The 25,297-nt window shown below is 59.8% G+C and carries 27 protein-coding genes and 4 tRNA genes; 10 read left to right on the top strand and 21 right to left on the bottom strand.

Annotated features, from left to right (window positions below; translation table 11 throughout):
• Positions 1-137 precede the first annotated feature (137 nt).
• From clpX to NPS56_RS10965, 7 genes are all read right to left on the bottom strand, one after another.
• Positions 138-1,421: an ATP-dependent Clp protease ATP-binding subunit ClpX gene (gene clpX / locus NPS56_RS10995; RefSeq protein WP_046817996.1), complete on the bottom strand. Its 1,284-nt coding sequence runs from the start codon at positions 1,419-1,421 to the stop codon at positions 138-140.
• 112 nt (positions 1,422-1,533) lie between these two features.
• Positions 1,534-2,169, bottom strand: a complete 636-nt coding sequence (gene clpP / locus NPS56_RS10990; protein ID WP_274074631.1) for an ATP-dependent Clp endopeptidase proteolytic subunit ClpP — start codon at positions 2,167-2,169, stop codon at positions 1,534-1,536.
• A gap of 92 nt (positions 2,170-2,261) precedes the next feature.
• Positions 2,262-3,572, bottom strand: coding sequence for a trigger factor (tig, locus tag NPS56_RS10985; RefSeq protein ID WP_274074630.1), 1,311 nt, complete (start codon positions 3,570-3,572; stop codon positions 2,262-2,264).
• 395 nt (positions 3,573-3,967) lie between these two features.
• Positions 3,968-4,043 (bottom strand) — tRNA-His (locus NPS56_RS10980).
• Between the two features lie 78 nt (positions 4,044-4,121).
• Positions 4,122-4,206: transfer RNA gene (locus tag NPS56_RS10975), tRNA-Leu, on the bottom strand.
• A 57-nt stretch (positions 4,207-4,263) separates the two neighbouring features.
• A tRNA-His gene (locus tag NPS56_RS10970) sits at positions 4,264-4,339 on the bottom strand.
• A gap of 32 nt (positions 4,340-4,371) precedes the next feature.
• A tRNA-Arg gene (locus NPS56_RS10965) sits at positions 4,372-4,448 on the bottom strand.
• A gap of 275 nt (positions 4,449-4,723) precedes the next feature.
• On the opposite strand from NPS56_RS10965, the gene folD reads away from it, so the two are divergent.
• On the top strand, positions 4,724-5,578 hold the full coding sequence (gene folD, locus NPS56_RS10960) for a bifunctional methylenetetrahydrofolate dehydrogenase/methenyltetrahydrofolate cyclohydrolase FolD (RefSeq protein WP_274074629.1): 855 nt from the start codon (positions 4,724-4,726) through the stop codon (positions 5,576-5,578).
• A gap of 238 nt (positions 5,579-5,816) precedes the next feature.
• Entirely contained in the window at positions 5,817-6,755 is a 939-nt protein-coding gene (gene pbpG, locus NPS56_RS10955; protein ID WP_274074628.1) for a D-alanyl-D-alanine endopeptidase, read from the top strand.
• Positions 6,756-6,811: 56 nt separating this feature from the next.
• Here the strand turns inward: pbpG and NPS56_RS10950 are convergent, their stop codons facing one another.
• The 3 genes from NPS56_RS10950 to NPS56_RS10940 all read right to left on the bottom strand — a co-directional run bounded on the left by NPS56_RS10950 (position 6,812) and on the right by NPS56_RS10940 (position 8,069).
• On the bottom strand, positions 6,812-7,027 hold the full coding sequence (locus tag NPS56_RS10950) for a hypothetical protein (protein ID WP_274074627.1): 216 nt from the start codon (positions 7,025-7,027) through the stop codon (positions 6,812-6,814).
• A gap of 19 nt (positions 7,028-7,046) precedes the next feature.
• Positions 7,047-7,253 (bottom strand): DUF6021 family protein, encoded by a 207-nt coding sequence (locus NPS56_RS10945; protein WP_274074626.1) that lies wholly within the window; start codon positions 7,251-7,253, stop codon positions 7,047-7,049.
• An 87-nt stretch (positions 7,254-7,340) separates the two neighbouring features.
• Entirely contained in the window at positions 7,341-8,069 is a 729-nt protein-coding gene (locus tag NPS56_RS10940; protein ID WP_274074625.1) for a peptidase C39 family protein, read from the bottom strand.
• A gap of 179 nt (positions 8,070-8,248) precedes the next feature.
• On the opposite strand from NPS56_RS10940, the gene NPS56_RS10935 reads away from it, so the two are divergent.
• Positions 8,249-8,404 carry a hypothetical protein gene (locus tag NPS56_RS10935; RefSeq protein ID WP_274074803.1) on the top strand — a complete coding sequence of 52 codons (156 nt, stop codon included), beginning with the start codon at positions 8,249-8,251 and terminating at the stop codon, positions 8,402-8,404.
• A 71-nt stretch (positions 8,405-8,475) separates the two neighbouring features.
• On the opposite strand, the gene NPS56_RS10930 is transcribed toward NPS56_RS10935, so the two are convergent.
• Together NPS56_RS10930 and NPS56_RS10925 are read right to left on the bottom strand one after the other, a co-directional pair.
• A complete protein-coding gene (locus NPS56_RS10930; RefSeq protein ID WP_274074624.1) occupies positions 8,476-9,225 on the bottom strand; it encodes a TerC family protein in 750 nt (249 codons plus the stop codon).
• Between the two features lie 29 nt (positions 9,226-9,254).
• Complete coding sequence (locus NPS56_RS10925; RefSeq protein WP_274074623.1) at positions 9,255-9,497, bottom strand: hypothetical protein; 243 nt, start codon at positions 9,495-9,497, stop codon at positions 9,255-9,257.
• A gap of 135 nt (positions 9,498-9,632) precedes the next feature.
• Between NPS56_RS10925 and nhaR the strand changes: the two genes are divergently transcribed.
• Positions 9,633-10,532: a transcriptional activator NhaR gene (gene nhaR, locus NPS56_RS10920; protein ID WP_274074622.1), complete on the top strand. Its 900-nt coding sequence runs from the start codon at positions 9,633-9,635 to the stop codon at positions 10,530-10,532.
• Between the two features lie 4 nt (positions 10,533-10,536).
• Here nhaR and NPS56_RS10915 read toward each other — a convergent pair whose 3' ends face one another.
• Positions 10,537-11,691, bottom strand: coding sequence for an MFS transporter (locus NPS56_RS10915; RefSeq protein ID WP_274074621.1), 1,155 nt, complete (start codon positions 11,689-11,691; stop codon positions 10,537-10,539).
• A gap of 329 nt (positions 11,692-12,020) precedes the next feature.
• Here NPS56_RS10915 and sstT point away from each other — a divergent pair, with 329 nt between their 5' ends.
• Entirely contained in the window at positions 12,021-13,253 is a 1,233-nt protein-coding gene (gene sstT / locus NPS56_RS10910) for a serine/threonine transporter SstT (protein WP_274074620.1), read from the top strand.
• Between the two features lie 146 nt (positions 13,254-13,399).
• On the opposite strand, the gene NPS56_RS10905 is transcribed toward sstT, so the two are convergent.
• The 3 genes from NPS56_RS10905 to NPS56_RS10895 form a co-directional block, all read right to left on the bottom strand.
• Positions 13,400-13,909: a DUF1993 domain-containing protein gene (locus NPS56_RS10905; RefSeq protein WP_274074619.1), complete on the bottom strand. Its 510-nt coding sequence runs from the start codon at positions 13,907-13,909 to the stop codon at positions 13,400-13,402.
• A 77-nt stretch (positions 13,910-13,986) separates the two neighbouring features.
• Positions 13,987-15,180, bottom strand: coding sequence for an acyl-CoA dehydrogenase family protein (locus NPS56_RS10900; RefSeq protein ID WP_274074618.1), 1,194 nt, complete (start codon positions 15,178-15,180; stop codon positions 13,987-13,989).
• The gene (locus NPS56_RS10895) at positions 15,177-16,349 is read right to left on the bottom strand and encodes an acyl-CoA dehydrogenase family protein (RefSeq protein WP_274074617.1); all 1,173 of its coding nucleotides are present in this window, start codon (positions 16,347-16,349) and stop codon (positions 15,177-15,179) included. The genes NPS56_RS10900 and NPS56_RS10895 overlap by 4 nt, the downstream gene beginning before the upstream one ends.
• A gap of 172 nt (positions 16,350-16,521) precedes the next feature.
• On the opposite strand from NPS56_RS10895, the gene NPS56_RS10890 reads away from it, so the two are divergent.
• Positions 16,522-17,169 carry a YceH family protein gene (locus NPS56_RS10890; protein WP_274074616.1) on the top strand — a complete coding sequence of 216 codons (648 nt, stop codon included), beginning with the start codon at positions 16,522-16,524 and terminating at the stop codon, positions 17,167-17,169.
• Positions 17,170-17,178: 9 nt separating this feature from the next.
• On the opposite strand, the gene NPS56_RS10885 is transcribed toward NPS56_RS10890, so the two are convergent.
• Complete coding sequence (locus tag NPS56_RS10885; protein ID WP_274074615.1) at positions 17,179-18,006, bottom strand: shikimate 5-dehydrogenase; 828 nt, start codon at positions 18,004-18,006, stop codon at positions 17,179-17,181.
• A 244-nt stretch (positions 18,007-18,250) separates the two neighbouring features.
• Here NPS56_RS10885 and NPS56_RS10880 point away from each other — a divergent pair, with 244 nt between their 5' ends.
• The 3 genes from NPS56_RS10880 to NPS56_RS10870 all read left to right on the top strand — a co-directional run bounded on the left by NPS56_RS10880 (position 18,251) and on the right by NPS56_RS10870 (position 19,397).
• Positions 18,251-18,637 (top strand): hypothetical protein, encoded by a 387-nt coding sequence (locus NPS56_RS10880; RefSeq protein WP_274074614.1) that lies wholly within the window; start codon positions 18,251-18,253, stop codon positions 18,635-18,637.
• 258 nt (positions 18,638-18,895) lie between these two features.
• Positions 18,896-19,090 (top strand): hypothetical protein, encoded by a 195-nt coding sequence (locus NPS56_RS10875; protein ID WP_274074613.1) that lies wholly within the window; start codon positions 18,896-18,898, stop codon positions 19,088-19,090.
• Positions 19,091-19,205: 115 nt separating this feature from the next.
• Complete coding sequence (locus NPS56_RS10870; RefSeq protein WP_274074796.1) at positions 19,206-19,397, top strand: hypothetical protein; 192 nt, start codon at positions 19,206-19,208, stop codon at positions 19,395-19,397.
• On the opposite strand, the gene NPS56_RS10865 is transcribed toward NPS56_RS10870, so the two are convergent.
• The 3 genes from NPS56_RS10865 to NPS56_RS10855 all read right to left on the bottom strand — a co-directional run bounded on the left by NPS56_RS10865 (position 19,394) and on the right by NPS56_RS10855 (position 23,886).
• A complete protein-coding gene (locus NPS56_RS10865; protein WP_274074612.1) occupies positions 19,394-20,452 on the bottom strand; it encodes an AI-2E family transporter in 1,059 nt (352 codons plus the stop codon). The two genes, NPS56_RS10870 and NPS56_RS10865, sit on opposite strands and share 4 nt — an antisense overlap.
• 198 nt (positions 20,453-20,650) lie before the next feature.
• A complete protein-coding gene (oadA, locus tag NPS56_RS10860; protein ID WP_274074611.1) occupies positions 20,651-22,459 on the bottom strand; it encodes a sodium-extruding oxaloacetate decarboxylase subunit alpha in 1,809 nt (602 codons plus the stop codon).
• Positions 22,460-22,470: 11 nt separating this feature from the next.
• Positions 22,471-23,886, bottom strand: a complete 1,416-nt coding sequence (locus tag NPS56_RS10855) for an acetyl-CoA carboxylase biotin carboxylase subunit (protein ID WP_046817975.1) — start codon at positions 23,884-23,886, stop codon at positions 22,471-22,473.
• Between the two features lie 188 nt (positions 23,887-24,074).
• Here NPS56_RS10855 and NPS56_RS10850 point away from each other — a divergent pair, with 188 nt between their 5' ends.
• Positions 24,075-25,037 carry a LysR family transcriptional regulator gene (locus NPS56_RS10850; RefSeq protein ID WP_274074610.1) on the top strand — a complete coding sequence of 321 codons (963 nt, stop codon included), beginning with the start codon at positions 24,075-24,077 and terminating at the stop codon, positions 25,035-25,037.
• Here the strand turns inward: NPS56_RS10850 and NPS56_RS10845 are convergent.
• On the bottom strand, positions 24,979-25,188 hold the full coding sequence (locus NPS56_RS10845; RefSeq protein WP_274074609.1) for a PA3496 family putative envelope integrity protein: 210 nt from the start codon (positions 25,186-25,188) through the stop codon (positions 24,979-24,981). The two genes, NPS56_RS10850 and NPS56_RS10845, sit on opposite strands and share 59 nt — an antisense overlap.
• Positions 25,189-25,297 lie beyond the last annotated feature (109 nt).

The raw sequence follows: 25,297 nt of genomic DNA, 5'->3' as shown, positions 1-25,297 counted from the left end.
AGGCCGGAAACAGATGGATGTAAGCTTGAAACCAAGATGGGGGCTGCCTTGAAAAAAAACAAGCACAAAGACAGTGTTAAAAAGTGCAAAAAGCAAAGGGGCCCGAAGGCCCCTTCTTTGTACCGGCTGCGTGACGCTTAGGCGTCTGGCGCGGCCTTGGCAGCAGGCTCACTGTTTTCATAGATATACAGCGGCTTGGACTTGCCTTCTATAACGCTTTCGTCGATCACCACTTTACTCACCTCGGACTGCGAGGGGATTTCATACATGGTGTCGAGCAGTACACCTTCGAGAATCGAACGCAGGCCACGGGCACCGGTCTTGCGTTCCAGGGCACGTTTTGCGACCGATTTCAGTGCATCGGCACGGAATTCCAGGTCTACGCCTTCCATCTCGAACAACTTGGCGTATTGCTTGGTCAGTGCGTTTTTCGGCTCGGTGAGGATCTGCATCAACGCAGCCTCATCAAGCTCGTCCAGCGTGGCCAGGACCGGCAGACGACCGACGAATTCCGGGATCAGACCGAACTTGACCAGATCGTCAGGCTCGACTTCACGCAGGGATTCACCGACTTTCTTGCCTTCTTCCTTGCTGCGCACTTCTGCACCGAAACCGATGCCGCCTTTGGTGGAACGGTTTTGAATAACCTTTTCCAGACCAGAGAACGCACCACCGCAGATGAACAGGATGTTACGGGTGTCGACCTGAAGGAATTCCTGCTGCGGATGCTTGCGACCACCTTGAGGTGGAACGGAAGCGACCGTGCCTTCGATCAACTTGAGCAGGGCCTGCTGCACGCCTTCACCGGAAACGTCCCGGGTGATCGACGGGTTGTCGGATTTGCGCGAGATCTTGTCGATCTCATCGATGTAGACAATGCCCATCTGGGCTTTTTCCACGTCGTAATCGCACTTCTGCAACAGCTTCTGAATGATGTTCTCGACATCTTCACCCACGTAACCCGCCTCGGTGAGGGTGGTTGCGTCGGCAATGGTGAACGGAACGTTCAGCAAGCGGGCCAGGGTTTCGGCAAGCAGGGTTTTACCCGAGCCTGTCGGGCCGATCAGCAAGATGTTGCTCTTGCCGAGTTCGACGTCGTCGCTCTTCTTGTCACGCTGGTTAAGACGCTTGTAGTGGTTGTACACCGCTACGGCCAGAACCTTTTTCGCACGCTCCTGACCAATCACATACTGATCAAGGATGCCGCTGATTTCTTTAGGCGAAGGCAATTTATGCGCGCTGCTCTCGGCCTGGGCTTCCTGCACCTCCTCACGGATGATGTCATTGCACAGGTCGACGCACTCGTCGCAGATAAAGACCGAGGGGCCGGCAATCAATTTGCGCACTTCATGCTGGCTTTTGCCACAGAAGGAGCAATAGAGCAGCTTGCCGTTGTCCTCGCCGTTGCGGGTGTCAGTCATTCGTTCGATCCAAATCCGATAGGCTTGCAACACAAGATGAAGGCTATTGCGGGCTTTTTCAAGCCCGCTGGTGATCGGACCCGCCGACCACCCCTATTTTGAGCTGCTTATTTTACGCGGGGCGCTGGTTGATCACTTCATCGATCAAGCCGTATTCCTTCGCAGCTTCTGCACTCATGAAGTTGTCGCGGTTGGTGTCGCGCTCGATTTCTTCCAGAGTACGCCCGCTGTGCTTGGCCATCAGCGTGTTCAGACGCTCGCGGATGAAGAGGATTTCCTTGGCATGGATTTCGATATCCGATGCCTGGCCCTGGAAACCGCCCAGTGGCTGGTGAATCATCACACGCGAGTTCGGCAGGCAGTAACGCTTGCCTTTGGCACCGGCCGTCAGCAGGAACGCGCCCATGCTGCACGCCTGACCGATACAGGTGGTCGACACGTTGGGTTTGATGAACTGCATGGTGTCGTAGATCGACATGCCCGCCGTCACCGAACCGCCCGGGGAGTTGATATAGAGATGGATGTCCTTGTCCGGGTTTTCCGCTTCAAGGAACAGCAGTTGCGCACAGATCAGGTTGGCCATGTAGTCCTCTACCGGACCCACCAGGAAGATCACTCGCTCCTTGAGAAGACGCGAGTAGATGTCGTAGGCGCGCTCGCCACGAGCGGACTGCTCGACAACCATCGGGACCAGGCCGCCTGCGGCCTGGATATCAGAGTTCTGCTGAATATACGAATTACGGAACATGCTCTGCAGTCACTCCCAAATAGTTATGTCTTGAATACGCATAAGCCAGCTCGAGAGCTGGCTTATGTGTGTGCTTCTTAGCGCAAAAATGATCAGTCGGCTTGTGGAGCTTCTACCGGCTTGACCGCTTCTTCGTAAGAGACCGATTTGTCGGTCACGCTAGCTTTCTGCAGAACAGTATCCACAACTTGCTCTTCCAGCACAACCGAACGAACTTCGTTCAGTTGCTGGTCGTTCTTGTAGTACCAGGACACAACTTGCTCAGGCTCCTGATAAGCCGAAGCCATTTCCTGGATCATCTCGCGAACGCGGGCTTCGTCAGGCTTCAGGTCGAATTGCTTGACCACTTCAGCCACGATCAGGCCCAGGACAACACGGCGCTTGGCTTGCTCTTCGAACAGCTCGGCCGGCAGTTGGTCAGGCTTGATGTTGCCGCCGAACTGTTGAACAGCCTGCACGCGCAGACGGTCGACTTCGTTGGACAGCAGGGCCTTTGGCACTTCGATCGGGTTGGTGGCCAGCAGACCGTCCATGACCTGATTCTTGACCTTGGATTTGATCGCCTGGCGCAGTTCGCGCTCCATGTTCTTGCGAACTTCGGTGCGGAAGCCTTCCAGACCGGTTTCCTTGATGCCGAATTGAGCGAAGAACTCTTCGTTCAGCTCTGGCAGTTTTGGCTCGGAAACGGTGTTGACGGTCACGGTGAACTCGGCGGTTTTGCCAGCCAGGTCCAGGTTCTGATAGTCCTCAGGGAAGGTCAGGTTCAGAACGCGCTCTTCGCCGGCTTTAGCGCCAACCAGGCCGTCTTCGAAGCCAGGGATCATGCGGCCGGAACCCAGGACCAACTGGGTGCCCTTGGCGGAACCGCCAGCGAACACTTCACCGTCGACCTTGCCAACGAAATCGATGTTCAGCTGGTCTTCGTTTTGAGCGGCGCGATCAGCCACTTCGAAACGGGTGTTCTGCTTGCGCAGGATGTCCAGCATCTTGTCCAGATCGGCGTCAGCCACGTCAGCGCTCAGGCGCTCTACGGCGATACCTTCGAAACCGGCAACGGTGAACTCAGGGAACACTTCGAATACGGCTACGTATTCCAGGTCCTTGCCCGCTTCCAGGGATTTTGGTTCGATCGACGGCGAACCCGCCGGATTCAGCTTCTGCTCAACCACAGCTTCGTAGAAGGAAGACTGGATCACGTCGCCTACAGCTTCCTGGCGAGCGTCAGCACCGAAACGGCGCTTGATTTCGCTCATTGGCACTTTGCCTGGACGGAAGCCAGCAATCTTGGCCTTTTGGGCGGTCTGCTGCAGACGCTTGTTGACCTGGCTCTCGATGCGCTCAGCCGGCACGGTGACGCTCATGCGGCGCTCAAGAGCAGTAGTATTTTCAACAGAAACTTGCATGGATATTCCTCGTTGCACAGACGTTAGCCGGCCGTTTCCGACCCCAGAATCAAGGGCATGCATTCTAGTGGGTCAAACTCAAGAAGTCACCCTACTGAAAACGGGTAAAAACGCAGCAGGCAATTTATAGGTGCGAATGCACGAATGCACCTCGCCCCGATGGCAAATACAACCAATCACGCCAGGGCTCTGCGCCAACCTTTCTATATATAGAGGAGGTCGCCAATCATCTCCCTGGCAGCCGATCTCGCAAGCAAGGCCGGCGGGCAACACGGCATCATCGCGAAACATAAAAACGACGAAACGCCCTGCCCTTGCGACCCGGTACCTGCGGTCGCTGAATCTGCTGAAACAAAAAAGGCGCCAGACTATTAATCTGGCGCCTTTTCGAAATATGGGGTGGACGATGGGGATCGAACCCACGACAACGGGAGTCACAATCCCGTGCTCTACCAACTGAGCTACGCCCACCATATTGCGTAACAAAGAAGCCAAATCACTTCTTTGTTGAACCTCAACCAGGCCAGGCGGCATGGATGAAGTCTTGTTTGGTGCGGATGAAGAGACTCGAACTCTTACGCCTCGCGGCGCTGGAACCTAAATCCAGTGTGTCTACCAATTCCACCACATCCGCGGAATGAAGCCTTTAAAGCAAAGGCGCCAGACTGTTAATCTGGCGCCCTTCGAAATATGGGGTGGACGATGGGGATCGAACCCACGACAACGGGAGTCACAATCCCGTGCTCTACCAACTGAGCTACGCCCACCATATCGCGTTACTTGTGCCAAAGCTGCCTAATGGCGCACCCGGCAGGACTCGAACCTGCGACCATCCGCTTAGAAGGCGGATGCTCTATCCAGCTGAGCTACGGGCGCCTTGTTAATCTGTACTCTTGGAGGACTACAAACTAAGTGCTTTTCAGTCTTGCAGAACCGTAATCCCGCTCAACCTTCTCAACCAGTGCTAGGCTGTGCCCGACAAGTGCGACGAATAGTATAGAGCCCCCCGCAGGTCGTCAAATCCTTTTTGAAAAAAATTCATTTAATTAAAGGGGTTAGCGGAATTTGCAGACCAAGCGCCTTTGCCCTCACCGCATGACATGCGAGAATGCGCTCTCTTTTTTTCCCCTCTCGATGGTTAATCACGCGCAATGACTGCACAACTTATCGACGGCAAATCGATCGCCGCCAGCCTGCGCCAGCAGATCGCCCAACGCGTCAACGAGCGTCGCCAGCAAGGTCTGCGCACGCCGGGCCTCGCGGTGATCCTGGTCGGCAGCGATCCTGCCTCTCAGGTTTATGTCTCGCACAAGCGTAAAGACTGTGAAGAGGTCGGCTTCCTGTCCCAGGCCTATGACCTGCCTTCCGACACCACCCAGCAAGCGCTGGCCGACCTGATCGATCGTCTCAATGACGATCCGGCGATTGACGGCGTCCTGCTTCAGCTTCCTCTGCCGGAACACCTGGATGCCTCCAAATTGCTGGAACGCATTCGCCCGGATAAAGACGTCGATGGTTTCCACCCTTATAACGTCGGCCGCCTGGCCCAGCGCATCCCGCTGCTGCGTCCCTGCACCCCGAAAGGGATCATGACCCTGCTGGAAAGCACCGGCGCCGATCTCTACGGGATGAACGCGGTGGTGGTCGGCGCTTCCAATATCGTCGGACGCCCGATGGCGATGGAACTGTTGCTGGCCGGTTGCACCGTGACCGTCACCCACCGCTTCACCAAGGACCTGGCCGGTCACGTCGGCCGTGCCGACCTGGTGGTCGTCGCCGCCGGCAAGCCGGGCCTGGTAAAAGGTGAGTGGATCAAGGAAGGCGCGATCGTGATCGACGTTGGCATCAACCGCCAGGAAGACGGCAAGCTGGTGGGTGACGTGATCTACGAAACCGCCCTGCCCCGTGCCGGCTGGATCACTCCGGTGCCAGGCGGCGTTGGCCCGATGACCCGCGCCTGCCTGCTGGAAAACACCCTGTACGCCGCTGAAGCCCTGCACAGCTGAGGCGCAGGTAGAGGCAACCAGCGACACAAGGAACCCCGCCCATGGCGGGGTTCTTTTTTGCCCGCGGAACGGGATGACCATCCGCCGGAAAATGACGTTTTTTTCACGTTTCGAGGGTCTTTCACTCTGCCCTCGAACAACCATCGACAGTTATTCAGCCATACTCCAGAATGTCGCGCTTTTCGGGAAATAGCCCGTTACAAAAACGGCTTATCAACACTTTATTGAGTCTGCCAGCGTGAAAATCCGTCTTTCCATCCTGAGCCTATTTTTTGCAGTTACAGGGACTTTCCTCACGCCAATCGCCAGTGCCGACGAGACCACCGCAGCGCCGCGGGATACCAAGTCACTCAAGCTCGCTTCCGGCAGCTCCTTGCTGCTGGACCTGCAGACCAACAAAGTCATCTATGCCAGCAACCCGGACGTCGTCGTCCCCATCGCTTCGGTCAGCAAACTGATGACCGGCCTGGTCGTGGTTGAAGCCCGGCAGAACATGGACGAATACATCAACATCGACATCAGCGACACGCCGGAAATGAAAGGCGTGTACTCCCGGGTAAAACTCAGGAGCGAACTGCCGCGTCGGGAAATGCTGCTGATTGCCCTGATGTCCTCGGAAAACCGGGCCGCCGCCAGCCTGGCCCATCACTATCCAGGCGGCTATGCCGCGTTCATTGCCGCGATGAACGCCAAGGCCCGGGCCCTGGGCATGACCAACACCCATTTCGTCGAGCCGACCGGTCTCTCCGCGCGCAACGTATCGACCGCGCGCGACCTGAGCAAACTGTTGATCGCCGCGCACAAATACCCGTTGCTGACCGAGCTGAGCACCACCAAGGAAAAAACCGTCACCTTTCGTAAACCCGTCTATAGCCTGGGTTTCCGCAATACCGACCATCTGGTGCGCAAGCCGGACTGGGACATCCAGCTGACCAAGACCGGTTTCACCAACGCAGCAGGCCACTGCCTGGTGCTGGTGACCCGGATGAGCAACCGTCCGGTTGCCCTGGTGCTGCTCGACGCTTATGGCAAATACACGCACTTTGCCGATGCCGCGCGCATCCGCAATTGGGTTGAAACCGGCAAGAGCGCTGCCGTGGCTTCCGCCGCATTACAGTACAAATCGGACAAGAACCTCAAGCAGCGCCAGAGTGGCGTGGTCGAAGCTTCGAAGTAAGCCGGCCGCTACAGCAGACAAAAGCCCCGATCTATCGGGGTTTTTTTCGTCAGCGATTAATCGTTGGGCAGTGGCATCTGGTCGTCATCCGGAATGCCATCACCCTTGCTTGGGTCGTGCCATCCCTGCGGATGTTCGGTGGGCACCACCGTTGGCCGCGCCAGCGGATCGCGCATCGGACTCTCCGGATCCATCACCGGGTCGATGTCCTGCTCCGGAGTGGTCGGTACGGTTTCCGGACGCTTGTCGTTGAAACTCGAATCGGTAGACATACGCACCTCCAGGAGGCAATCAGGGTTTCAGGTCACCGAGTGGATCGTAGGGTTTGGCCGGCGCCTTGGAATTGTCATCCGGCTTTACGTCCCTCGGTGCCTTGGCCGGCCCGATGGGATCGACCGCCGGGTCAGCGAGGTCCGGGGAGTCGGGATCGAAGTCCAACTCATCGCCGGACGAATGCTCGGACGAGTGAGGACCGTCGGGGGTATTGGAATGGGCCATGGCGCCTCCTGAGGGCCCGGGAAAATCCGGGCCTTCCCTATAAGAGGCTGGCAATGGGCGCAGGTGCCCGGCGGGTGACGAACGGGCCTACTGCGCGCCCAGCGCTTTTTTCGCCTTGGCGGCAGCCTGTTCCTGGCCTGCCTGGGCGAGATCGCTGGCTGCCTTGAGCCAGCGTTGCTGATCGACCTGGGCAGGCAGTTGGGTCGGATTCTGGATCAACACCGCCCATCCACCGGCATCCTTGAACGCCGATTCGAACGAACCGAAGCTCATCATCAACCGCGGATCCATGCCTGCGCGCAGCAAGACGGTCTGCTTCTGCCGGTTGTAGCCGGTCAAAATCGCGTAACGCGGCTCGGCCCACAGCGCCGAGCCTTCAGTGAAGCGCACCATCACCGGGTACCCGGCCGCGACCTGGGTCAGCAAGGCCGGCAGGTTGCTGTCGAGGGGATAAACCACCATCCCGTATTCGCGGGCGAGGTTCTGCATGTTCTGTTGCAACTGGGCTTCGGCGCCCGGCAAGCGCAGCGGTTTATCGAGGAGCCCCGGGGTAATCACGATGCCCTGCTGCGACAGCATGCTCGCCAAAACCTGCGGCCCGCTTTGGTTCGCCACCCCCTTGTAGAACCGCCCGCTGAGTTCGACCCGCTCCGGCAGGCGCTGGATCTGCGGCGCAACGCTTCCCGCGCATCCCCCCAGACTGGCAACGCACCCGACAATCAGCGCCGCCGATAGCATTCGAGAAATCACTCGCACCATCATCACTCTCTTGATCAGTTGCCTGGCAATCGCATTCCCGGCTTGGCCGTCGATCATAGGATGCCGCACCGCAGCGGTATAGCCTTAACCCGCAGTTGTTTGCATTCGATAGAGCAAACTGGTTGGTGATAGGCGACCTTTGGTCAATAGCCTGAAACACGCCAGCGACTAGACTGTCACTTGGATAGTGAGTGTGCCCGCTGCAGGGCAAAGAGGAGGCCTGGATGAGCCTGGCAATGACAATCGTAATGCTGATTTCCGGCTGGCTGGCGGTGGCCGCCGCCATGTTGTGGGGCGTCCTGCGCATTACCCGCCGGCACCATCACCCTGCTCCGCCAGTACCGCTGACGGAAACCGATAAAGGCGCCGCGCAGCACGCCACCGTCCACTGAATCACAATCTTCGGTCACCCATAAAAAAACGGCCGCCTGGTTTCCAGGCGGCCGTTTCGTTTCAGCGAGGGTCAGGCTTCAGAAGCAACCCGCTTCTGCCTTGCCCGCCGGGACATCATGTTCAACACCTCGATCGCAGCCGAGAACGCCATCGCGGCATACACGTAGCCCTTCGGTACATGGGCGCCAAAACCTTCGGCGATCAGCGTCATGCCGATCATGATCAGGAAGCCCAGGGCCAACATCACGACCGTCGGGTTGTCATTGATGAACTTGGCCAGGGGATCCGCCGCCAGCAACATCACCAGCACCGACACCACCACGGCAATGATCATGATCGGCAAGTGCTCGGTCATGCCGACAGCGGTGATGATGCTGTCGATGGAGAACACCATGTCCAGCATCAGGATCTGGCCGATCGCCGCGGCAAAGCCCAGGGTTACGGTCGAAGTAGCCGACTTCGGATCTTCCGGCGCCGGGTCCATGCTGTGATGGATCTCGGTGGTGGCTTTCCACAACAGGAACAGGCCGCCGGCGATCAGGATCATGTCCTTCCAGGAAAACGCATGGCCGAGAATCTCGATCACCGGCGAAGTCAACTGAACGATGAACGCGATGGTGCTGAGCAAGCCCAGGCGCAGGATCAGCGCCATGCCGATACCGATGCGCCGCGCCTTCTGCCGATGCTGCTCGGGCAGTTTGTTGGTCAGGATCGAAATGAAGATCAGGTTATCGATGCCGAGCACGATTTCCATCACCACCAGGGTGGCCAGGGCGACCCAGGCGGTGGGGCTGGCGGCTAGCTGTAAAAGGTATTCCATGGGTCAGTCCTGACTCGTTGTAAGACGGTTTAGATTTCCTGGGAGGAAGATTCGGATTTTTCCGCTTCTTTTTCCGATGATTCTTTTTTGCTGATCAGCCCGCCGGTGGCTTCGCTGAGCGCTTGCTCGGCGGCTTTGTGCGTATCGTCGATCGCCTGCTTCGCGCTTTCGGCAGCCGCACCCATCAACTGCTGGGCACTTTTTTCCGCCTGGTCGCAACCGGCCAGAACCAGTAAAGACGTGATCAGCAGCGCCGTCGCTTTTAGTTTCATATGATTTTCCTCGATATAACGAACGCGGCCGAAACGAAGGCCCGTTGATAGCGAGGGATTCTAGGGAAATGAATACTTCAGGAAAATTCGTATTTTTAGCGGTTATACTTCGGTTTTTACGAACCGTTGATTCCCATGCTCAACTATCGGCAATTGCATTACTTCTGGGTGGTCGCCAAGACAGGCAGCATCGTGCGCGCCTGCGAGCAACTGAACCTGACGCCACAAACCATCAGCGGGCAGATATCGCTGCTCGAACAGACCTATGGCATTGAGCTGTTCCGTCGGGTTGGTCGGCAGCTTGAGCTGACGGAGGCCGGGCGACAGACCCTGACCTACGCCGAGCAGATGTTTCAGCTGGGGGGCGAACTGGAATTGATGTTGCGGGCGCAGCCCAACGAGCAGCAGATCCTGTTTCGCGTGGGCGTGGCCGACGTGGTGCCCAAGTCCATCGTCTACCGCCTGATCGCGCCGACCATGGAATTGAATGAGCCGCTGCGCATCACCTGCCGCGAAGACAAGCTTGAGCGGCTGCTGGCCGACCTGGCCATCCAGCGCCTCGACCTGGTGATATCCGACAGCCCGATGCCATCGCACCTGGACATCAAGGGCTATAGCCAGAAACTTGGCGAATGCGGGATAAGTTTTTTTGCCACCGCCGAATTGGCCGCGCGTTACGGTCAGGATTTTCCCCGCGGCCTGCATGGCGCGCCCCTGCTGATTCCCGGGCCGGAAACCGTGGTGCGCAGCCGCTTGCAACGCTGGTTCGCCGAGCAGCAGATCCAGCCGCAGATCGTCGGCGAGTTCGACGACAGTGCCTTGATGCAGGCTTTCGGCCAGTCCGGCAGCGGTATTTTCATCGGCCCGAGCGTGATTGCCGACGAAGTGAAACGCCAATACGGCGTGCAGGTGATTGGCCAGACCGACGCAGTCAGCGAGTCGTTCTACGCCATTTCGGTGGAGCGCAAGGTCAAGCACCCTGGCATTGTCGCCATTACCGAAGGTGCCCGACGCGAGTTGTTTACCGAACTGTGACGCCTCAGGCGCAAACTTCGCGGGGTTTGAACGTCATCAGCGCAATCGCCAGCAGGACCGAGGCGAGGATAAGCGCGGCCGCCGCGAAGCCAAGACCCTGCAGCCCTACGCGGTCAATCACCGAGCCGCCGATCATCGCGCCCAGGCCAATGCCCAGGTTGGCGCCGGCAATGTTCAGCGAAGCGGCGAAGGCTGGCGCTTCCGGCGCGGCTTTCATCAAGCGCACGTGACTGACCAGGAACATCGCCGCCTGAGTCACGCCCCAGATGCCCATCGCCGCCGCCAGACCGAGGGGCGAATGAATGTTCGGCACCAGGGCCACCAGGCCGGCAATCATCAACGCACAGAACATCATCGACGCCATCAGCGGGTGACGATCCACCGCACGCCCGCCCAGCGAGTTGCCGATCAACCCCACCGCGCCGAAGCCCATCAGGCACCAGCCGACCACAGTGCCGTTGAACCCGGCCAGGCGCTCGAGGATGTCGGCCAGGTAGGTGTAGGCCGTGAACATGCCGCTGAATACCACCACCGACAGCAACACATGCCCCAGCATCAGCGGGCTGCGCAGGATCTTGAACTGCGAAAGGAAGCTCACCTGATGCTGGTGCAGGTTGGTTTTCGGCAGGTAGATAAACAGCAGCAGCGCCTTGGCAAACGCGATGACCGCCAGGATGGCGAACGCACTGCGCCAGCCGAACGCGTCGGAAATCAAGGTGCCCACGGGAATGCCGAACACCGTGGCGCAGACAATGCCGAAGCCGATCTTGGCGATGGCGCGGCCGGCGTATTCCGGCCCGACGATGTCCACCGCAGTCTCGCTGGCCAGGGCCCAGAACACCGGCAACCCCAGCGCCGGGACCAGCCGGGCAAACGCCATCACCCAGATGTTCGGCGCCAGCGCCGCCAGGGTGTTGGCCAGGCCGAACAGGATCAGCACCGAGATGAACAGCTTGCGCCGCTCGAAGCGGGCGAAATACGCCGTGAGGAACGGCCCGAAGGCGGCGACGGTGAAGGCGAACAGGGTGACCAGCAGGCCGGCTTGCGGGATGCTGACGTCCAGGTCCCGGGCGATGGCCGGCAACAAGCCGACGATGACAAATTCCGTGGTCAGCACCGTGAAACCGGCGGCAGACAACAGAAGAATGGGCAACAGCATGCACAACTCCAGAAAAAACGACGACACCAGCGATAGCCCGAAGGCCCACTGGCAGAGATGAAATGAGGATGGCGAATGTTAACAGAGTGATAACGGATGCGGTTGCACGAACCTGCAAATTGCGTTGCGTAGCCGAGCGGCAGTTCGTCACAGGTCTGAAGGATCGTGCCTACGCTGTGATAAAGTCCGCGCCCTGCAAAACGTAACACCCTGTGTTCATCGATCTTTCATGACGTCGATGGCGCGACCTTCTTCGGTTTCCTGCCTGTGGTCTGCCCCGCAGCAGCGGCGAAACCTTGCACTTATAAAAAAATACGAGATGCCGTTTTATGACCGCTTCATCCCCTTCTCTATTGCAACGCCTGAAACGCCTGAGCCTGGTCACGCAAATCGTGATCGGCCTGGTCGCCGGTATTGCCCTGGCCCTGTTCGCGCCTGAAACGGCGAAGTCCACCGCATTTATCGGCAAAGTGTTCGTCAGCGCGCTGAAAGCGGTCGCGCCGATCCTGGTGTTCGTGCTGGTCATGGCGTCGATCGCCAACCACAAGCACGGCCAGGAAACCCACATCCGGCCGATTCTGTTCCTGTACCTGCTGGGGACTTTCGCCGCCGCCGTGGTCGCGGTGGTTGCCAGCATGATGTTCCCTTCCAGCCTGGTGCTGTCGACCCACGACGTTGCGGTGACCGCACCGGGCGGCATCGGTGAAGTGTTGCAAAGCCTGCTGCTGAGCGTGGTCGACAATCCGGTCAGCGCCCTGATGAACGCCAACTTCATCGGCATCCTGGCGTGGGCCATCGGCATGGGCATTGCCATTCGCCATGCCGGCAACACCACCCGCGAAGTGCTGGGCGACCTGTCCAATGGCGTGACCGTGATCGTGCGCCTGGTGATCAGCTTCGCCCCGCTGGGGATCTTCGGCCTGGTGGCCTCGACCCTGGCCACCTCCGGTTTCGGCGCCTTGATCGGCTACGCGCATCTGCTGGCCGTGCTTCTGGGCTGCATGCTGTTCGTGGCGCTGGTGATGAACCCGCTCATCGTGTTCTGGAAACTGCGCAGTAATCCGTATCCACTGGTGCTGACCTGCCTGCGCGAAAGCGGCATCACCGCGTTCTTCACCCGCAGCTCGGCGGCGAACATTCCGGTCAACCTGGAGTTGAGCAAGCGCCTGGGCCTGCACGAAGACACCTACTCGGTGTCGATCCCGCTGGGCGCCACCATCAATATGGCCGGTGCGGCGATCACCATCACCGTGCTGACCCTGGCGGCCGTGCACACCCTGGGCATCGCCGTGGACATCCCGACCGCCATTCTGCTGAGCGTGGTGGCGGCCATCTGCGCCTGTGGCGCGTCGGGCGTGGCGGGTGGTTCGTTGCTGCTGATCCCGCTGGCGTGCAGCCTGTTTGGCATCCCGAGCGAAATCGCCATGCAGGTGGTGGCGGTCGGTTTCATCATCGGCGTGTTGCAGGACTCGGCGGAAACCGCGCTGAATTCGTCCACTGATGTGCTGTTCACCGCGGCGGCTTGCCTGGGTGAAGAGGCGAAAGCAGAACGTCTGGCCTGACACATCCCCCCTGTAGGAGCCCGGCTTGCCGGCGAAGGCGTACTTCAGATCGCCTTCGCCGGCAAGCCGGGCTCCTACAGAAAGCAGAACGCAAAAAAAGCCCGCCAAGGCGCAAACCTGGGCGGGCTTTTTTGTACCTGGACGGTTTAGAACGCGCCCATGTAGTCGCGCTTGCCCACTTCCACTCCGTTATGACGCAGCAGCGCGTAGGTGGTGGTGACGTGGAAGAAGAACTGCGGCAGGCCGTAGGTCAGCAGGTAAGCCTGGCCGGAGAAGCGCTTCTCTTTCGGCGTGCCTGGACGGGTGACGATCTCGATGCCTTCCTTACCATTGATCTGCTCAGGCGAGAACTCGCCGATGTAGGCCAGGACCTTGGCGATCAGCCCTTGCAGCTCGGCGAAGGTGGTTTCGGTGTCTTCGTACTTCGGCACTTCAACTTCGGCCAGACGCGAAGTAACACCCTTGGCGAAATCAACGGCGATCTGCACCTGACGCACCAGCGGGAACATGTCCGGGTACAGACGGGCTTGCAGGAAGGCGTTCGGGTCGATGTTCTTGGCGGTAGCGTGGGCTTCGGCCTTGTTCAGCACATCGCTCAGGGCGTTGAGCATTTGTTTGAAAACAGGGACGGAAGCGTCGTACAGGGAAATGGTCATGACAGGTCTCTTGTGGTGACAGGAGGGAAACGTGGGCCGATTATAGCCGCGCGCCGCCCTCCCGGAACGGCTCTTTTTCATTTGCCTGGACGCGGCTCTTTGGGCATGCCCAAGGCACGCTCGGCGATGATGTTGCGCTGGATTTCGTTGCTGCCGCCGTACAGGGTGTCGGCGCGGCTGAACAGGTACAGTGACTGCAGGCGGGTCAGTTGATAAGGCGCGGCTTCGAGCAATTCCGCCTCGGCGCCGAGCACGTCCATCGCCAACTTTCCGAGGCTGGCGTGCCAAGTCGACCAGAACAGTTTGTAGATGGTCGCCTCCTTGCGCAGCGAACCGTCCTGGCTACCCGAGAGCATGCGCAGCGAGTTGTAGCGCATGATCCGCAGCCCGCTCCAGGCTTCGGCCAGACGCTGGCGCAGGATTGGATCGCGAGAAGCGCCATTGGCCTTGGCGATGGCGATGATCTCGTTGAGTTCGTTCTGGAACTGCATCTGCTGGCCGAGGGTCGAGACACCGCGTTCGAAACCGAGCAACGCCATGGCGATTTTCCAGCCATCGCCTGGCGCGCCGATGATGTTGGCGGCGGCGGTACGGGCGTCGTCGAAGAACACTTCGTTGAACTCCGAGGTGCCGGTCAGTTGCTCGATGGGGCGCACAGTGATTGCCGCCTGGGCCATCGGCACCAGCAGGAAGGACAAACCGCGATGGCCAACGCTGCCCGGTTCGGTGCGGGCGATGACAAAGCACCAGTCCGACTCATGGGCCAGGGAGGTCCAGACTTTCTGCCCGTTGATCACCCATTGCCCCGTCGCCTCATCCAGCGTCGCGCGGGTCTTGACGTTGGCCAGGTCGGAACCGGCGCCCGGCTCTGAATAGCCTTGGCACCAGAACTCGGTACCGCTGACGATCCCCGGCAGAAAACGCCGTTGCTGTTCGGCCGTACCGAAAGCGGCGATGGTCGGTCCGGCCAGGCCTTCGCCAATATGGCCCATGCGTCCCGGGCCGCCGGCGCGGGCGTATTCTTCATGGAAGATCACTTGACGGGTGATCGACAACCCACGCCCGCCATGCTCGGGCGCCCAGCCGACACAGGTCCAGCCGCCTTCGGCGAGTTTGCGTTCCCAGGCTTTGCGCTCTTCGGGAAACATGTGCTCATCGCCGGGTCCACCGCGAAAACGCAGGGGCTCGAATTCGCCGCAGAGGTTGTTGCTCATCCAATCGGCTACTTCCTGGCGAAAGAGCTCGTCCTGCTCGCTGAAATAGATTTTCATGGCTGCTCTCCCAGAATCACCGAAGCAATGCGCTCGCGATGCCAGGCCGGTAGCCCGAGAAAGCTCTCGCTGGCGCGGGCCCGCTTGAAGTAGAGGTGCGGGTCGTATTCCCAGGTGAAACCGACGCCGCCATGCAACTGGATCGATTCGGATGCGCAGTGGAAAAAGGTTTCCGAGCATTGGGCCTTGGCCAACGCAGCCGCCAGTGGCAGTTCGGACGCGACCTGCGGATCACCCTGCGGATCCAGGACTTCCTGGGCCACGCACGCCGCGTAATAGCTGGCGGACCGCGCGCATTCGACTTGCAGCATCATGTCGGCGGCGCGGTGCTTGAGGGCCTGGAAACTGGCGATGGGGCGACCGAACTGCTGGCGTTCCTGCATATAGGCCAAACTGAGGTCGAGCACCTGCTGCGCGCCGCCGGTCTGCTCGGCAGCCAGGCCGATGCAGGCAAGTTGCAGGACGCGTTCCAGGTGCGGCCAGCCATAACCCAATTCGCCCAGCAGCTCATCCGCTTCGAGGTACAAGCCCTTGAGCTCAATCCGCGCCTGACGCCGGGTCTGGTCCATGGTGGGCAGCAACTGCCGTTCGATGCCCGCACGTACGGCGTTGACGGCAAACAGGCTGATGCCCGTTTCGCCAGCGGTTCCGGGCTGACGTGCGGCAATGATCAACAGGTCGGCGCCGTGTCCATCGAGTACATGCTTGAGGGTGCCGTCGAGGACAAACCCTTCGCCTTCGGCCACCACCGTTGCCTGGACATCGTTGGCCGACCAGCCGTTGGCACTGCTGAACGCCAGGGTCCCGGTCACGCTGCCGTCGGCGATCGACGGCAACCAGCGCTGCTTCTGCTCATCATTGGCGGCCAGCAACAGCGCCGGCGTGGCCAGGCAGGCGGTGGCGAAAAACGGCGAGCACAGCAAGCGCCGGCCCATCTGCTCCAGCAGAATTGCCAATTCGACATAACCGAGGCCGAGGCCGCCATAGGCCTCTGGAATATGAATCGCCGGCCAGCACATTTCCTGGCATAACCGCTGCCAGAGGGCTTCGTCGAAACCCCGGTCGCTGACCATCGCCGCGCGCACGGCGGCGGAATCCGATACATCGGCGAGGAAACCCTCGGCCGACTCGCGGATCATTTCCTGTTCGTCGCTGAATGCAAACTCCATCGCGGCGCCTTCTGCTCGTTTGGCGGGGCGCGCGTGGCGCAACACCCCTTTGAGCATGAAGTTTGGCGCCGCCCGGACGCGACAGAATCGTTAGCCTTGCCTAGTCCGAACGGGCGATGTCAAAGTGCGCCTACGCAAGTGAAAAACATGAATCGGCTAAGGATGCAGAACCATGAGCACTGAGCAAGAGACGACTTTCGACGAGCCGCGGCTCAACACTACGGAAATCCGCATTCTGGGCTCCCTGATCGAAAAACAGGCCACCAGTCCGGAAACCTATCCCCTGACCCTCAATGCCCTGGTGATCGCCTGCAACCAGAAAACCAGCCGCGAGCCGGTGATGAACCTCACCCAGGGCCAGGTCGGCCAGAGCCTGCGCGCCCTCGAAGGGCGCGGCTTCACTCGACTGGTGATGGGCAGCCGTGCCGATCGCTGGGAGCACAAGGTCGACAAGGCACTGGAACTGGTGCCCGCACAGGTGATCCTGACCGGGCTGTTGTTTTTAAGGGGGCCGCAGACGGTCAACGAACTGCTGACCCGCAGCGGGCGCATGCATGATTTCGAGGATGCCGAGCAGGTCGTGCATCAGCTCGAACGCCTGATTGCCCGCGGCCTGGCCGTGCTGATTCCGCGTCAGGCCGGCCAGCGTGAAGATCGTTATACCCACGCGCTGGGTGATCCGGCGGATATCGAAGCGATCCTCGCGGCACGGCAAAATGCGCCGGAGCGCGGTGCTGGCGGCGCCATGTCGGTTGAGCGAATCGAAGAGCTCGAAGCGCGAATCGCCGCGTTGGAAGAGCGTTTGGCACGCCTTGAGTAAAAGCTTGAATCAATAGGCAAGGCTGCTGCGAGCAAACTCCACGGCCTTTTCAAACTGCTCATCGGTCGGGCGCACGCCGGTATAGAGCACAAACTGCTCCAGTGCCTGGATCGCAATCACTTCGAGCCCGGTGATGACATGTTTGCCTTCGGCACGCGCGCGCAGGATCAGCGGGGTTTCCGCAGGAACCGCGACAACATCGAAGACGATATCCGCAGCAGCAATGGCTTGGCCATCGAACGCCAGCTGATCGGCTTGCGGGCCGGTCATGCCTATGGGCGTTACGTTGATGAGCATTTGCGGGCGCCGGTCACCCAGCTCGGCTTGCCAGGGGTAGTTCAGTGACTTGGCCAATGCCTGGCCGGCACGCTCGTTACGGGCCACGATCAGGCCATTGTGGTAACCGCCATCGCGCAAGGCGCTGGCCACCGCCTTGGCCATGCCACCACTGCCCAGCAGGGCAAATGAGGTGTCCTTGGGCACCTGGTGGGTCTCCAGCAACTGGGCTATGGCGATGTAGTCGGTGTTGAAGGCCTTGAGATGGCCGTCGGTATTGACGATGGTATTGATCGACTGGATGGCCGCAGCAGAAGGGTCCAGTTCGTCGACCAGGGCAATGCAGGCTTCCTTGAACGGCATCGATACGCCGCAACCACGAATACCCAGGGCGCGGATGCCACCGACGGCGCCCGGCAGGTCCTGGCTGGAGAACGCCTTGTAGTAGAAATTAAGCCCCAGTTGCTCATACAGATGATTGTGAAATCGCAGGCCAAAGTTCCCGGGCCGTCCGGAGAGGGACATGCACAGCTGGGTGTCTCTGTTGGGGTTCATCTGCATGAGAATCTCCTTGCATTGCACTTTCGGATGGACGGGATTAGCCAGTCCATCGGGTTCTGTTCAATCATGGTCGCACGCCTTGATCGACGCCGCGCGAGCGTAAGTTCGCCGACACAGACCTTACACAAAATTTACCTGGCAGCTGTGCTGATTTTAAAAAAAAAGCTGTCTTAGAAGTATCCCCGCGACATTCCTTGAGTCTATGGCAGACGCAAGCGCCGGGTCGAAGAACCGAGGAATCATCATGATTCGTAGAATCCCCACAGTGGCCTTGCTGATCGGCGCCCTGGCTGTCGCAGGGCAAGCAGAGGCGCATGGCGGCGGTGGTGGCTGGGAAGGACCGGCGGTGTTTGGCGCGATCGTCGGCTCGGCCATCGTTGGCTCGGCAATCATCAACAGCAACCGGCCTGTGTATGTAGCGCCGCAACCGGTCTACGCGCAGCCGGTTTACGCTCAACCGCAACCGGTGTACATGGCGCCTCCTCCACCGGTCTATTACCAGCCCGCACCGGTATATGTGGGGCAACCCATCTACTATCGCCCGGCGCCGGTCTACTACGGTCCACCGCGTGGCTACTACGGCCCGCCTCGTGGCTATTACGGCCCTCCCCACGGTTACGGCCGCTGGTAACCGCGGGTTCCCTGTACCTGTAGGAGCGAGCTTGCTCCGGGCGGCGTTCCGACGATGGACGTGAACGATGACACGCGCTCCAGTGTTCACCAAAGCGTCGTCGCAACGCCGCCCGCAGCGAACTCGCGCTCGTAATTTACCGTTCGTCGTCACAGGTCTGGAAAAATCCTGTCGGTGTCGCTATCGGGACAGTCTCGACCGTTGATGTTGGCAAGATGGGTTCGTACCTGTACGGCCGATAACAACAAGGACGAGCTCATGCCCACACAAAACCCGCACCGCATCAATGGTCTGTGTACCTCCAGCAAGGTCTACAACGCCCTGACCGAACTCAAGCACCTGGAAGGCCATCGCAGCGCCAAATTCCTTTCGCTGCTGACCCAGAACCTGGTGCGCAAAGGCCTGCTCAACGAGCAGGAAGTGGTGCATATGCTCGATCAGGTGGTCGACTGAGCGCCAGCCGCCTGGCAGACCTCACTGGCATCAATGACCACTATTGAAAGCGTTGATTGTTCCTCGAGACGCCCGGACCGTAAGGTGACTTCACAGATTAGTGGAGGTCCTTATGATGTCTCAGGTTCAGATCATGTCCGTTATCGGCAGCGCCGTTCCCGCACCGCTCAGAGCGCTTGGCTTGCTCGCCTGCTGGTACCTGGTCCAGGACGGCGAACAGATCAGCGGCCCGCTCACCTCGCTGCCCGACGCCCAGGCGTTGTCCCAGCGAATCGGCACGGGACAGGCAGGCAAGCTCAGTGCCTAAGGCAGCTGGACCCGCGGTTTGGTCTCGATGAAAATGGCCCAGCTCGACATGAACAGGGCCGCGATCAACGGGCCGATGACAAATCCGTTGAGACCGAACAGCGCCAGGCCACCGAGGGTCGAGATCAGGATCATGTAGTCCGGCATCTTCGTGTCCTTGCCCACCAGGATCGGTCGCAGCACGTTATCCACCAGGCCAATCACGAACACCCCGAACAATCCCAGCACCACGCCCTGCCAGACCTCGCCGGTCAGCAGGAAAAACGCCGCCACGGGAGCCCAGACAATCCCTGCCCCGATCGCCGGCAACAACGACAGAAACGCCATCAACACCGCCCAGACCAGTGCGCTGGGAATGTCCAGGAACCAGAAGATCAAACCGCCCAATGCGCCCTGGGTGATTGCCACCAGCAGGTTGCCCTTCACCGTGGCCCGCACCACGCGATTGAACTTGAGCTGCAGACGGCGCTTCTGGTGTTCCTGCAACGGCACGGCCATGCGCACCTTGCGCGCGAGTTCGGCCCCGTCGCGCAGGAAGAAGAACAGCAGGTAGAGCATGATGAAAAAGCTGACAATGAACTGGAACGTGCCCTGGCCAAGACTGAACACCTGATTCGTCACCTCGCCACCGGCCATCGCGCTCTTGACGATTTTCTCCCGCAGCCCGTTCAACTCACCCACGCCGAACCGATCAAGCAAATGCTGGAAATACGGTGGCAGGTTGTGCTTGAACTGCGACACATAGCCGGCAATGTCCAGCTCACCGCTCTCGACGCTCTTGTACAGCGCCGCGCCTTCCTGAACCAGCAGCATGCTGATGATGATCACCGGCAGAATCGCGATCACCAGACAGATGCTCAAGGTGCACAGCGACGTCAGGTTGCGCTGCCAGCCGAACTTCAGTTGCAACCGGCGCTGCATCGGCGCAAAGACAATCCCCAGGATCACCGCCCAGAACACCGCACCGTAGAACGGCAGCAGGATCCAGATGAACGCAATGCTCACCAACACCAGCAAAACCGCCAGCGATTTATCTTTCAGCGTCTCTTCGTTCATGTCCGACCCATGTCAGTCTACCGGCACGCAACGTTGTGCCCTGATGCTTAGGCCACTGCGGCGCGCGCGAGTGCCGTGCGCTTGGTGAAAAAGCATGGCAAGGGAGGTGTCGAAGAGATCAGTCGTCAAATTCCAGGCAAAAAAAAAGGGGAGCACATGCCCCCCCGAGGTTTAAAGCGTTGTATCGCGGCTGTTAACTCAGCCTTCGATCTCGATCAGGATCTCGCCCGGGTTCACCCGGTCGCCCTTGGCCACGTGGATGGCGGTGACTTTGCCGGCGATGGCGGCCTGGACTTCGGTTTCCATCTTCATCGCTTCGGTGATCAGCACAGCCTGGCCCGCCTTGACGGTGTCGCCCTCCTTGACCAGCACATCGACGATGTTGCCTGGCATGGTGGTGCTGACGTGGCCCGGGGCCGACGCCTGCTTGCGTTTGCTGCTGCCGCCGCTGACGAACTCATTGAGCGGTTCGAACACCACTTCTTCCGGCATGCCATCGATAGACAGGTAGAAGTGGCGCTTGCCTTCGGCCTTGACGCCAACACCGGTGATGTCGACGCGGTAGGTTTCGCCGTGGACGTCGATGACGAACTCGGTCGGCACGCCTTCACCGCCGGCCGAGGCGACGCCACCGGCTTCAGGAATCGGCAGCAGCACTTCAGGGGTCAGGGTGCCTGCTGCACGCTCTTCGAGGAACTTGCGCCCGATGTCCGGGAACATGGCGTAGGTCAGCACGTCTTCTTCAGACTTGGCCAGGGCACCTATGTCGGCGCGCAGCTTGGCCATTTCCGGCTTGAGCAGGTCGGCTGGGCGAACGTCGATCACTTCTTCGCTGCCAATGGCCTGGCGACGCAGTTGCTCGTTCACCGGGGCCGGCGCCTTGCCGTAGCCGCCTTGCAGGTACAGCTTCACTTCGTTGGTGATGGTCTTGTAGCGCTCGCCGGCCAGCACGTTGAAAAACGCCTGGGTGCCGACGATCTGCGAAGTCGGGGTCACCAGTGGCGGGAAGCCGAGGTCTTCACGAACCCGCGGGATCTCTGCCAGCACTTCGCCCATGCGGTTGAGGGCGCCCTGCTCTTTCAACTGGTTGGCCAGGTTGGAAATCATCCCGCCCGGTACCTGGTTGACTTGAACGCGGGTATCGACGGCGGTGAATTCGCTTTCGAACTGGTGGTACTTCTTGCGCACGGCGTAGAAGTACAGGCCGATTTCCTGCAGCAGCTCCAGGTTCAGGCCGGTGTCGAACTCGGTGCCCTTGAGCGCAGCAACCATCGACTCGGTGCCCGGGTGGCTGGTGCCCGAGGCGAAACTGGAGATCGCGGTGTCGATGTGGTCGGCGCCGTTTTCGATGGCCTTGAGCTGGCACATGGTCGCCAGGCCGGCGGTGTCATGGGAGTGAATGAACACGGGCAGCGACTGTTCGGCTTTCAATGCCCGAACCAGTTCGCCGGTGGCGTACGGGGTCAGCAGGCCGGCCATGTCCTTGATCGCCACCGAGTCGCAACCCATGGCTTCCATTTGCTTGGCTTGCGCCACGAACGCGTCAATGGTGTGCACCGGGCTGGTGGTGTAGGCGATGGTGCCCTGGGCGTGCTTGCCGGCGGCTTTCACCGCTTCGATGGCCACGCGCAGGTTACGCACGTCATTCATGGCGTCGAAGATGCGGAACACGTCGATGCCGTTGACCGCTGCCTTGGCGACGAAGGCCCTGACCACGTCGTCGCTGTAGTGGCGATAACCCAGCAGGTTCTGGCCACGCAAGAGCATTTGCAGGCGGGTGTTAGGCAACGCGGCGCGCAGCTGGCGCAAACGCTCCCACGGATCTTCCTTGAGGAAACGTACGCAGGCGTCAAACGTCGCGCCGCCCCAGCATTCCAGCGACCAGTAGCCAACCTTGTCGAGCTTGTCGCAGATCGGCAGCATGTCTTCGGTGCGCATGCGGGTCGCGAGCAGCGATTGGTGGGCGTCGCGCAGGATGGTGTCGGTTACATGAATCTTCTTGGACATTGTTCTATTCCTCACAGGCCTGCGTGGGCGGCGATGGCGGCGGCGATGGCCAGGGCCAGCTCTTCGGGTTTGCGCTTGATCGAGTAGTTGGTCAGTTCAGGGTGGCTTTCGACGAAGCTTGTATTGAACTGGCCGCTACGGAATTCCGGGTTACGCAGGATTTCCTGGTAGTAGGCGGCGGTGGTCTTGACGCCTTGCACACGCATGTCGTCCAGCGCGCGCAGGCCACGGTCCATCGCTTCTTCCCAGGTCAGCGCCCAGACCACCAGTTTCAGGCACATGGAATCGTAGAACGGTGGAATGGTGTAGCCGGTGTAGATCGCCGTGTCGGTACGTACGCCCGGACCGCCGGGTGCGTAGTAACGGGTGATCTTGCCGAAGCTTGGCAGGAAATTGTTTTTCGGGTCTTCGGCGTTGATCCGGAACTGCAGGGCGAAACCGCGGTGCTGGATGTCTTCCTGTTTCACCGAGAGCGGCAGGCCGGACGCAATGCGGATCTGCTCGCGGACGATGTCGATGCCGGTGATTTCTTCGGTGATGGTGTGTTCCACCTGCACCCGGGTGTTCATTTCCATGAAGTACACCTCGCCCTCGGCGAGCAGGAACTCCACGGTACCGGCGTTCTCGTAACCCACGGCCTTGGCTGCACGCACCGACAGGTCGCCGATGTAGGCGCGCTGTTCCGGGGTCAGTTGCGGGCTCGGGGCGATTTCGATGAGCTTCTGGTTGCGGCGCTGGATCGAGCAATCACGCTCGAACAGGTGCACCACGTTGCCAAAGCTGTCGCCGAGGATCTGCGCTTCGATGTGCTTGGGATTGACGATGCACTTTTCCAGGAACACTTCCGCGGAACCGAACGCCTTGGTGGCTTCGGAAATGACTCGCGGGAATGCCTGTTCGAGTTCTTCACGGCTGTTGCAGCGACGGATACCGCGACCGCCACCACCGGAAGTGGCCTTGAGCATCACCGGGTAACCGATGCGGTCGCCTTCGGTCAGGGCTTCTTCAATACCAGCGACGTTGCCTTCGGTACCCGGCGTGACCGGAACACCTGCCTTGATCATGCTGCGGCGGGCTTCGGTCTTGTCACCCATGCGGCGAATGACTTCAGCCGATGGACCGATGAACTTGATCCCGCGTTCGGCGCAGATGTCTGCCAGTTCGGCGTTTTCCGAGAGGAAACCGTAGCCTGGGTGCAAGGCATCGCAACCGGTTTCCACAGCCAGGTTCACCAGCTTGCGCGGGTTGAGGTAACCGGCCAGTGGCTCGGCACCAATACTGTGGGCCTCATCCGCACGCTTGACATGCAGGGCATGGCGATCGGCGTCGGAATAGATCGCGACCGAGCGAATGCCCATTTCGGCACAAGCGCGTACGATTCGTACGGCAATCTCACCACGGTTGGCGATCAGGATCTTTTTTATCACTTGGAGTTTCCCTTGATCCGGTGGTACCCACGACCTGTTGACAGGTCGACGCGTGACCAAATGTTTCAGTTTGGTCGCAACGCCACACTAGCGCTCACAAGGAATTAACAAAAATGAATAATTATTGGGTCATGCATAAGTAAAGACTTATAGTTGACACATTCGCCAGTGGCCAGAGTGTGCAAGAAATGCGTAAGTCCTTGATGCGTATGACATTGCGTCAGTTGCAAATCTTCAACGAGGTCTGCGACCTGAGGTCCTACAGCCGCGCAGCCGACGAAATGTCACTCACGCAACCAGCCGTCAGCCTGCAGATTCGTCAACTTGAAGAGCTGGTGGGCCAGCCGCTGTTCGATTATGTCGGCAAAAAACTCTACATGACCGAAGCGGCGGAAGCCTTGCAACGTGCGAGCCGGGACATCTTCGGTCGCCTGGAAAACCTCGACATGCAGCTGTCGGACATGCAGGGCTCGCTGCAAGGCCAACTGAAACTGGCGGTGGAATCCAGCGCCAAGTATTTCGTACCGCACCTGTTTGCCGCCTTCAAGCGCCAGCATCCGGAAGTAAACCTGCAACTGACGGTGGTCAATCGCGCCCAGGTGATTCGGCGGCTGTCGGACAACCGCGACGACCTGGTGATCATGTCCATGGTACCGCAGGACATGGGGCTGGAGTTCCTGCCGTTCCTGAACAATCCGATCGTTGCGGTCGCACCGCCGGATCACCCGCTGTGCCACCTGGGGCCATTGCGCCTGCAGGATCTTGAGCCTTACACCCTGCTGATGCGCGAGGTCGGGTCGGGAACGCGAATGGCCTGCGAGGAATACTTCAAGGAAAAGCGCGTGCACTTCAACCAGACCCAGGAGGTTTCTTCAGCCGAAGCCCAGCGTGAATGCGTGCTGGCGGGTCTGGGCGTGGCACTGTTGACGCGCCACGCCCTGAACCTTGAGTTGGCCACCGGCGGCCTGATCGAGTTGCCGATCGAGGAACTGCCGCTCTACCGCAGCTGGTGTCTGGTACAGGCCAAGGCCAAACGCCTGTCACCGGTGGCTCACGCTTTCCTTGCGTTCATTCGTAGCGAAAGGATTCAGATCAGCGCGCTGGTTGAGCGCTTCGACGGGAAGTTGTCGGCGCCGCCTGCCAGTAATTGAGTTCCAGTTCAGCAAAATCGGCAATCTCGGCGAGAAGCTGGCGCTGTTCGCAGCGATCTTCGATTGCACGGCGGAACGCCATGCGGCGCTGGTCTTCCTGCTGACGACGGGTTTTGACGGCGCTGTTGCGTTCTTCGTAGGGCTGGGCCATTTCGAGTCTCCCAAGTCGAGTACGGGAGTTTCAAGATAGGCGCGAGGGATGACGGTTTGGCGGCGGGCGGGTTACAGGAACATGAAATTCAAAAGATCGCAGCCTGCGG

This window comes from Pseudomonas putida, from assembly GCF_028682635.1.
Classification (GTDB): domain Bacteria; phylum Pseudomonadota; class Gammaproteobacteria; order Pseudomonadales; family Pseudomonadaceae; genus Aquipseudomonas; species Aquipseudomonas putida_AE.
The sequence above is the reverse complement of the archived record's forward strand: the minus strand, read 5'-3'. Positions and strand labels throughout refer to the sequence as shown.